The 8,212-nt window shown below is 37.3% G+C and carries 7 protein-coding genes and 1 pseudogene; 4 read left to right on the forward strand and 4 right to left on the reverse strand.

Going from position 1 to position 8,212, the window contains the following annotated elements:
- Position 1: 1 nt before the first annotated feature.
- Positions 2-889, reverse strand: a complete 888-nt coding sequence (locus HMPREF2877_RS00235) for a helix-turn-helix domain-containing protein (protein ID WP_070577956.1) — start codon at positions 887-889, stop codon at positions 2-4.
- Positions 890-1,184: 295 nt separating this feature from the next.
- On the opposite strand from HMPREF2877_RS00235, the gene HMPREF2877_RS00240 reads away from it, so the two are divergent.
- Positions 1,185-1,961: an alpha/beta fold hydrolase gene (locus tag HMPREF2877_RS00240; protein WP_070577960.1), complete on the forward strand. Its 777-nt coding sequence runs from the start codon at positions 1,185-1,187 to the stop codon at positions 1,959-1,961.
- 64 nt (positions 1,962-2,025) lie between these two features.
- Here the strand turns inward: HMPREF2877_RS00240 and HMPREF2877_RS00245 are convergent, their stop codons facing one another.
- Both HMPREF2877_RS00245 and HMPREF2877_RS00250 read right to left on the reverse strand, forming a co-directional pair.
- Positions 2,026-3,204 carry a CynX/NimT family MFS transporter gene (locus tag HMPREF2877_RS00245; protein ID WP_070577963.1) on the reverse strand — a complete coding sequence of 393 codons (1,179 nt, stop codon included), beginning with the start codon at positions 3,202-3,204 and terminating at the stop codon, positions 2,026-2,028.
- A 228-nt stretch (positions 3,205-3,432) separates the two neighbouring features.
- A complete protein-coding gene (locus HMPREF2877_RS00250) occupies positions 3,433-4,275 on the reverse strand; it encodes a DegV family protein (protein ID WP_070577967.1) in 843 nt (280 codons plus the stop codon).
- Between the two features lie 126 nt (positions 4,276-4,401).
- On the opposite strand from HMPREF2877_RS00250, the gene HMPREF2877_RS00255 reads away from it, so the two are divergent.
- The 3 genes from HMPREF2877_RS00255 to HMPREF2877_RS00265 all read left to right on the forward strand — a co-directional run bounded on the left by HMPREF2877_RS00255 (position 4,402) and on the right by HMPREF2877_RS00265 (position 7,821).
- Positions 4,402-4,971, forward strand: coding sequence for a TetR/AcrR family transcriptional regulator (locus HMPREF2877_RS00255; protein ID WP_070577970.1), 570 nt, complete (start codon positions 4,402-4,404; stop codon positions 4,969-4,971).
- Positions 4,972-5,007: 36 nt separating this feature from the next.
- Complete coding sequence (locus HMPREF2877_RS00260) at positions 5,008-5,643, forward strand: copper homeostasis protein CutC (RefSeq protein ID WP_070577973.1); 636 nt, start codon at positions 5,008-5,010, stop codon at positions 5,641-5,643.
- 474 nt (positions 5,644-6,117) lie between these two features.
- Positions 6,118-7,821 carry a glycosyltransferase family 2 protein gene (locus tag HMPREF2877_RS00265; RefSeq protein ID WP_070577976.1) on the forward strand — a complete coding sequence of 568 codons (1,704 nt, stop codon included), beginning with the start codon at positions 6,118-6,120 and terminating at the stop codon, positions 7,819-7,821.
- A gap of 70 nt (positions 7,822-7,891) precedes the next feature.
- Here HMPREF2877_RS00265 and HMPREF2877_RS00270 read toward each other — a convergent pair.
- A pseudogene (locus tag HMPREF2877_RS00270) lies at positions 7,892-8,212 on the reverse strand (transposase); the annotation flags it as partial.

Here is an 8,212-nt window from a genome sequence, read left to right on the forward strand (position 1 = left end):
GTTACCCTCTTTCTTCAGCTGTATAGATAACCAGTTCACTCTTAATTCCATTCAATTCAATTATATTATCTGCATCGGGTGAATCGAATGGTTCAGATTTTTGCCCATTTTTTTCATAATAAATATTTGTTCCAATCCCTTTGGTAACAGCAGTAAATAGGCTGTTTTCAGGAATACGAATTCTGGATGTTGCTGAAATCTGGTTAATGTCAACTTCACCGTTTAATGAATGACATAATACTTCCATATCAAGATTACAGTTTATTTTTACTTTACCTGAAATATCTTCTAGGGTAATACGAGATGTTTTAAGGTCAAGTTCGATATTGTCACATTCTAGGGAGTGAATTTCTACAGACTCTGCACGAACCGCGCATTCAATGTGACTAATATAGCGAGTTGGGATTTGCACAAAGATACTGACCGTTTCTTTAGCCGTTGCCTCTGTTACACCATTGTAACGTTTTACATCTAGGTCAATTCTTTTTCTACTATCATCAATTTTTACTTTAAAATCATTTTGAAGTGTAGAAAGAAGATTGGATACCAGACGAACTCGAATCTTTTCTCCCTTGTATCCGGACAATACAAACTTTTCTGCGCCTCCAAATTTCATATCATAGCTCTTGATCTTATCGATATCATACTCTGTGATACTCTCAAAAAGATATTCGCTTGTCTTAAGACTAGTTCTTTCATTACAGATTAGCTCATCGATAGAGATGTTAAATAGGTTTGAGATGGATATCATATTTTCTATATCTGGAATTCCAGCACCTGTTTCCCACTTTGTTACAGCCTGTCTTGATACACCGATTTTTTCAGCTAAAAGTTCTTGTGACATCCCTACTTGTTTACGTATGGATTTTAATTTTTCAGCAAATGTCATGTTGTATGACCTCCTCTATATTCTATGATGTAATTTGTCATAAAGTAGCAATATGACTGATTTTAGTATAGAATAAACGAAGATTACAGCACAAGCAAGTATCGGTTGCATTCTCATTATTTTTGCTACTTTGCGTGGCATTCATTGTTCTGACGCGGATTTTTAGCGTTTTTTATCATAGTTTTATTAAAATATAGATGTATACTGAAATCATACGTTGTGGTATTTTTACAGTTTGAACGTGATAAGTCTTAATTGAAGGATCTAGTAGAAGTCTACAGTAAGGAGTTCAAATATGAAATTTCATGAATTTGGTGATAAAAATTTGCCATACATTTTATTGATACACGGTGGGGGTAGTTCCTGGTGGAATTACCTTAGGCAAGCTCGTATCTTGTCTCATAAGTACCATGTCATTTTACCAACACTAAGTGGTCACGGAGAGGAGCATCAAAAGGATTATATATCAACGGAAGATTCGGCACAAGAAATTCTGAACTATGTCCGACAGAACTGCGGTGGGAAATTATTTGCTGTGGGTGGAGTCTCACTTGGTGGTCAAATTGCCATGGAGCTTTTGTCCTTAGACAGCGATATAGCTGAGAAGGCAATCATAGACGGGAGCTTCTGTATTCCTCAACCAAGGTTGGCGAGATTTAGCATCTTACTGGTAGCATTATTCGGTAAACTGATGTTCAGTAAACCCGCGTGTAAACTTCAGTTAAGCATGATGAATAAAATCTATCCCCAATTAGCTTATCCAGATGAGATAAAAAATTATTATATGGAGGATATGCCAAGGACACCTATCAAAACATTAGTGACCATCTATAAAACCTATATGGGGCACTACAAATTGAATAGTAGGATTTCTAAAAGTAAGGCGCAGGTTCTCTATATTTATGGTGAAAAAGAATTGAATGGTGTTAAGGAATCAGCTAGATTGTTTCAGCAGTTGCATCCCAACACTATCCTGTATGAAGCAAAGGGCTATAATCATGGCTATTTATCAGCCTACCTACCTCAAGAGTGGATTAATTTGGTTGTTCCATTTTTGGAGAATAATAATTGATTACACACAAAAACCACCCCACAAGCTACAACTTGTGGGGCATTTTCTTATATTATTTTTTCACTTACAAAATAACGTCTGTTTTTTCAACTTTATAGAGGGCAATTCCCATGATTATGGTCAAGACAAGAAGAATTAATACCGCAAGGGTCCAAGAATTAAAGAGTTGTTTACTTGAACCAAACAAGACTGGACCAAGGGCCGCAAAGATATAGCCTCCGGTTTGGGCTAACCCTGATAGTTGAGCTGTTTTTTCAGGGGAGCTAGCCTTCATTGAAAAGACTACCATCATGTAAGGGAATAGGACACTAGCAGAACTTCCGATTAGGAGGTTAAGGACCAACCAATAAACAAAGCTGTTGGTATTAACCAAAAGCATGGCAACTCCGACTAATCCTGCTAGGATGGTAGTTACTAGCATCAAATGACGGTTGCGATCAGAAAGTTTCGTGATTAGGCTAGGAACAATCATAGAAAAAGGAATACTAGTCAGTGTGAAAACTGAAGCTAGGATTCCGGCATTGGCTTCGCCGACACCGGCTTGTGTAGCCATGGTTGGGAGCCAAGTGATAGTGGTATAGAAGAAGAGTGACTGCAAGCCACCGAAAATCATGATGGCCCAGACCTTGCCACTCTTATACCAGCTGCCTGAATTTTCGCTAGTAGAAGTATCTTGTTCTAAGTAATGATTGTGACCTACATTAGGAAGCCAAATTACAAGAGCTAGGGCACAGACCGCTGTCAATACCCAGACCAAGCCCTGCCATGATGTTGCCTTAGTGATTGGAACGGCAACTGATGAGGCTACGGCTGTTGATAAGCCCATAGAGGTAATGTAGAGTGTGGTCAAGAATCCTATTCGATTAGGCTGATTAGCTTGGATGAGGCTTGGGAGAAGGACATTGAGAAAGGCAATCCCTGCTCCGACTAAAATCGTTCCCACATAAAGGAGGGGAAGATTGAAGGTCCGCAAAGCAGAACCGAGTGTCATCACAATCAGAACTCCGAGGAAGAGTCTTTCGATACCAAAGCGTTTAGCCCAGCTAGCTGCAAAAGGTGAGAAAATCGCGAAGGTCAAGAGTGGCAGACTCGTCAAGAGCCCGAGAGAACTTACCTCCACACCTAGACCAGAAGCAATGTCTGATAAGACAGTGGATAGGGTTGTAAAAGGGCTCCGCAAAACAATCCCAAGGAGAATAATCCCAGGGATAAGAAAACGTGAATGTGTCAGTTTCTGTTTCATAAACTATCTCCATCTTTAATAAGAGTATTCAAATTTATAAGCATATGACACTAATGCGTCACTTCCATCTTACCATAAAAGATGGAGGTAATGAAAGCGATTACGCTAGATTGTCGCAAAGAAAAAGAGAGAATCTTTAGTTATAAAATTTTATTCTACTGATTATCTAATAACATCATTTAATTTTAAAAGACCGAACATCTAGTCCAGCCTCTTTTCGATATTTTCTTAAATTTCGTACCCCATAAGGAGTCCGCCTTCTTCGGCATAAAAACTACAAAGTCCAGAAGTAGGAAGGACTTCGATGCTTGCTTGGGCGAATTTTTCACGAATCAATGCAGAGAATTGCTCGATAAATTTGTCATTGTTACGGTGGGCAATCGTAATATGTCCACCTGTATAACCTGCCTTGATCAATTCATCAAAGGCAGCTTTGATAGCTTTCTTTTGACCACGAGCTTTTTGAAGCAACTCTAGGGTACCAGTCTTACTAGCTTCACCGACCATACGGATATTGAGGAGTCCAACAACGGTGCCAACCAGTTTACTTAGACGACCATTCTTCACCAAATTATCAACTTTAGCTAAAACAAAGAGCAACTTAGTCTTGGCTCGGTAAGCTGTGATGGCATCAAGTACTTGGTCAAAATCAAGGCCTTCAGCGACTAAGTGATTGAGCTTACGAATGAGCAGGTCGACCTCGCCACCAGCTGACAGGCTATCAATGACGTGAATGTTGGCATTAGGATGCTCTTCCAGATAGATCTTCTTAGCAATTTCAGCACTATTATAGCTACCAGAAAGGGTTCCGGTAATCGTCACAACGATGATATTGTCCGCCCCTTCAAAGGACTTCATGTAGTCATCAGGACTTGGACAAGCAGATTTGGAAGCAGTTGTAGTCGCATACATCTCCTCCATCATTTGATCAATATTGAGTTGGGCATTATCCCTGTAAATGGTTTCACCCACTTGGATAGTCAAAGGAATACTGACAAACTCCGTATCTGGTGCTAGATTGTCTAAAGAACGGTAGTCACAGCCTGAATCCGCAATAATTTTCCATTTCATAGGTTTATACCTCATATCTGCATAATGTACATTGACAAGTGTTTTGTCTTCTTTTACAATTTTATCATGAAGTGCATTGCTATCATAGCAGATCTCATCAGGTGTGACAGATAGAAAGTGAATGTTATGGCAGAAAGAAAAATCTCAGAGAAATCCTTGGATAATCTGAAACGATTTAACCAAGAAAACAAGGCAATTACACGAGAATCCATCGAAATTTCTCTCCTACAATTGTTGGATAAAAAAGACTTTAAAAAGATTACCATATCGGAACTGGTTGAGCGTGCGGGCGTATCCCGTGCTGCCTTTTATCGTAATTATGGTTCCAAGGAAGAGATTTTGAAGTCTATTTTTGAGTCTAGTATTGCAAAGATTACCAAGTCTTTGGACGGCTATAATCTCAAGACGGATCTTTACCAAGTCTGGGTTTATCTCCTTAAGGAAGTCAAAAAAGAAGCCAAAATCATCAGTCTTGCCATTGATTACAATTTTGAGCAAGTATTGACCAAAGCTGTTTATGATTTTTTGGAAAAACGAAATGGTAGCTCATCAAATGGTGCCGGTAGCTACCTTAATTCCTTCTGGAGCTCGGCTATTGTTTCAGTAATTTCCAAATGGGTCAAGGATGGCATGAAGACCCCAGCAGAAAAGATTGCTAAGCTCGGCCTTCCCCTTTTTCCACATAAGAAGAAGTAGTAATTGCTTACCACTACAACTAATAGGAGGTTCAGTATGCCAATTTATGAATTTTGTGCAGAGAATGTCACTCTCTTAGAAAAAGCCTTTAAAGCTGGTGCTCAACGCGTGGAGTTGTGTGATAATCTGGCTGTTGGAGGCACGACACCTTCTTATGGTGTCATAAAGGCAGCCGTTGAGCTGGCCAAGGATTATCAGGCTAAAGTGATTGTAATGATCCGTCCACGAGGGGGCGACTTTGTCTATAGCCAGCAAGAATTGGCTATCATGCTAGAAGATATCAAGTGTGCGCGTGACTTGGGTGTTGACGGCTTTGCACTTGGTGCTTTGACTTCAGAAAACCAACTTGATACAGAAGCTCTTAAGACCTTACTAGATGCCAGTCGAGGCTTAGAAGTTACCATGCATATGGCCTTTGATCAAATCCCTAAAGCAGACCAGCCTAGTGCAATCCAGTGGCTTAAGGACCACGGTGTGACGCGTCTGCTCACCTGTGCTGGAACTCCCGAGACTGATTTAGAATCACGCTTGAAACGTTATGAAGAATTGCTTGGGTTAGCAGAAGGTCAGTTGGAGATTTTAGCTGGTGGTGGTATCTCCGTGGCTAATCGTGACCAATTTCTTGCCATACCTGGTCTTGAGCAAGTTCATGGAACACGTGTCGTTTTTTAGATTTCAATGGAACCAGCTTCTTGGCTTGGTTCTAGTTTACTATTAAAATGAACTTACCCATATATATCTAGTATTTCCGAACATTTTAATTGTACTGTTCAGAAAGAGTATTAGTAATATTTTTCTTTGACTTCGGAAAAAGTGTAAAATGCAATAATGAATGATAGTAAATATTTTGTTTGTCATAAAACTTGCGAGCAAGGAACTTTCAGTGCTAGGTTATGTGATAGTTTACGCCTCATAGCAGTTGAAGAAATTTTGAATGAATACTTAGTATTGATAAACCAAGTGTAACTAGTAATGATAGAGTAAATAGTGATTAGAAAATATGTATAGTGAGAAGTTAATGAAATCTTATGAATAATACCTATTTTTAGATAGCATTAATGTTTATGGATATGAAATTAATCATGACATTATTTAAAAAGGATTATACAGATAAAAACTAATTGTAGTTATGATGGAGATTTATAAATGAAAAAACTCGTTAGCATTATTGTGCCAGTCTTTAATGTAGAAAAATACTTAAGGCAATGTCTGGATAGTATTTTAGGACAGACTTTTAATCAGTTCGAAGTCATTATTGTGAATGATGGTTCGACGGATAATTCTGGTGCCATTTGTCAGGAATATGAAGCACGAGATAACCGAATTGTTTATCTAGAAAAGGAAAATGAAGGCGTGTCCGAAGCGCGTAATTTAGGATTAGACTTTGCTACTTCTGAATATATTATTTTTATAGACTCTGATGATTGGATTGAACCGACTTATGTTGAAGTCTTATATGAAAAAATTGAAGAATATCAAGCAGATATTGTTTTTGAAAATTATACCAGCTTCAATGATGAAGATTCTAACTTTTACTTCCATATGTCAAATGACTATTATGAAGAAATTTATGACAATTATTCAGTAATGAACTTATTAAATGATTCTAGAGAGTCGAAAAATGCCGCTTTAATTGTTCCTTGGGCAAAAATTTATCGAAAAGAAATTCTTAATGATCTTCACTTTCCATTGGCAAGGATGGGGGAAGATGCCCTATTTAATTTGAAAGTTTTCTTGAAATCAGAAAAAATAGTCTACATCCATAAAGGATCTTATATTTATCGACATCGAGGAGAGAGTTTATCGCGTAATTGGACGGTTGACTGGTTTAATGAGAGTCTTTTAATTCAAGAGGAACGATTATCAATGTTAGCGACTCTGGGATATCCACTGAGAGCCTATAAAAAAGGTTATATGGATTCGTTAAATTTCTTTATTTCAGAAATTGAAAATAGGAAGTTACCAAAGTCTCATATCTTTTACCAAATGAAAGAAAAGAGAGATTTATTAAACTATCTTACACCGATGCATAAAGACAATAAAAAAGCCATTATTTTGGTATCCCACTTTCGCAATCTGTACGAAATTCAAACGACTATTAAGTCCATTTGTTTTCATAATCGCTCACTCCGCTTTTATCTTGTAAATCATGATTTTCCCTGTGAGTGGTTTCAACTAATGGATAGACGTTTGGAGGAATTTGACTCGGAGATTGTAGACTGTCGTATACCTGATAATGGTAATTTGAATCATGAGTGTATTATTTATGATATTAAAAGTTTGTACTCCGTGATAGGAGATTTTGTAGAGGAAGATAAAGCACTATACCTCGGACAAAATGTAATTATTACAAAAAAATTAGATGATCTTTTTGATATGGATATGGGAGAGTATCCGGTAGCTACTGTGAGAGAGCATGATAGTAATATGTCATTGGAACAAGGAAATTTTAGTTTTGATACAGGTGTTATATTGGTAAATATCAGTTCTTTAAAGAAAGAAAAAGCATTTCGGGCAATGACTGATAAACAAGATGAAAGTTCAGCGAAGGTCGAAGGAGTTTGTCAAAATAATCTTGATTGTCTCTGTAAATCTAATTGGTTGGAGTTGGATTCTGACGGTAACTTTTTGAATCATTGTATGTACTTCACTAATGATTCTATGGTTTCAGACCAGGATTTTCCGGGAATTATTAGCTATTCACCTTATAGTGAGTCTCGGGGTGTTCAAAGTAATCAAGAATATCGCAATATTTGGTGGTTTTATCATAATATTGAATGGACAGAATTGGGAGGAAATTATCACCTACATGCTTTACGTAAGCATCATCTAGATTCTTCTCTACGATGAGGCAATAATTTGATAAGTAATAGTACCTTTCTTGTAATTGTAGAGAATTTAAGCTTAATTAATAATTATTCTAAAGACAAACATCGTTTTTGATGTTTGTCTTTTTTATATTCTTACCTAATTCTCCTATAATCCAATATTATTGAGATATTTGGGTAAAATTATAGGTCTTTCCTGTCATCATTTTTACCAATTTTTTGATATTTAGACACGCTAAAGTAAGCCCAACCTTATCTTCCATTTTGGACTTTCCTTTTTCTCTGGTATAACGTAAGTTATGATATTCTTTAGCTGTTCCGAATAACCGTTCTATCGTTTTTTTCCGGTGTTGATACCGTTCTTTCATACTACTTTGATGACGAATATCTTCACAGACTTCTAGGGCATCTTT

It is taken from the genome of Streptococcus sp. HMSC072D03, assembly GCF_001812855.1.
Taxonomy (GTDB): Bacteria; Bacillota; Bacilli; order Lactobacillales; family Streptococcaceae; genus Streptococcus; species Streptococcus salivarius_D.

Excerpts from the sequence above, each read along its gene's own strand:
- HMPREF2877_RS00265 (WP_070577976.1), top strand. The coding sequence starts at position 6,118 with ATGAAAAAACTCGTTAGCATTATTGTGCCAGTCTTTAATGTAGAAAAA.
- HMPREF2877_RS00240 (WP_070577960.1), top strand. The coding sequence starts at position 1,185 with ATGAAATTTCATGAATTTGGTGATAAAAATTTGCCATACATTTTATTG.
- HMPREF2877_RS00235 (WP_070577956.1), bottom strand. The coding sequence starts at position 889 with ATGACATTTGCTGAAAAATTAAAATCCATACGTAAACAAGTAGGGATG.
- HMPREF2877_RS00250 (WP_070577967.1), bottom strand. The coding sequence starts at position 4,275 with ATGAAATGGAAAATTATTGCGGATTCAGGCTGTGACTACCGTTCTTTA.
- HMPREF2877_RS00255 (WP_070577970.1), top strand. The coding sequence starts at position 4,402 with ATGGCAGAAAGAAAAATCTCAGAGAAATCCTTGGATAATCTGAAACGA.
- HMPREF2877_RS00245 (WP_070577963.1), bottom strand. The coding sequence starts at position 3,204 with ATGAAACAGAAACTGACACATTCACGTTTTCTTATCCCTGGGATTATT.
- HMPREF2877_RS00260 (WP_070577973.1), top strand. The coding sequence starts at position 5,008 with ATGCCAATTTATGAATTTTGTGCAGAGAATGTCACTCTCTTAGAAAAA.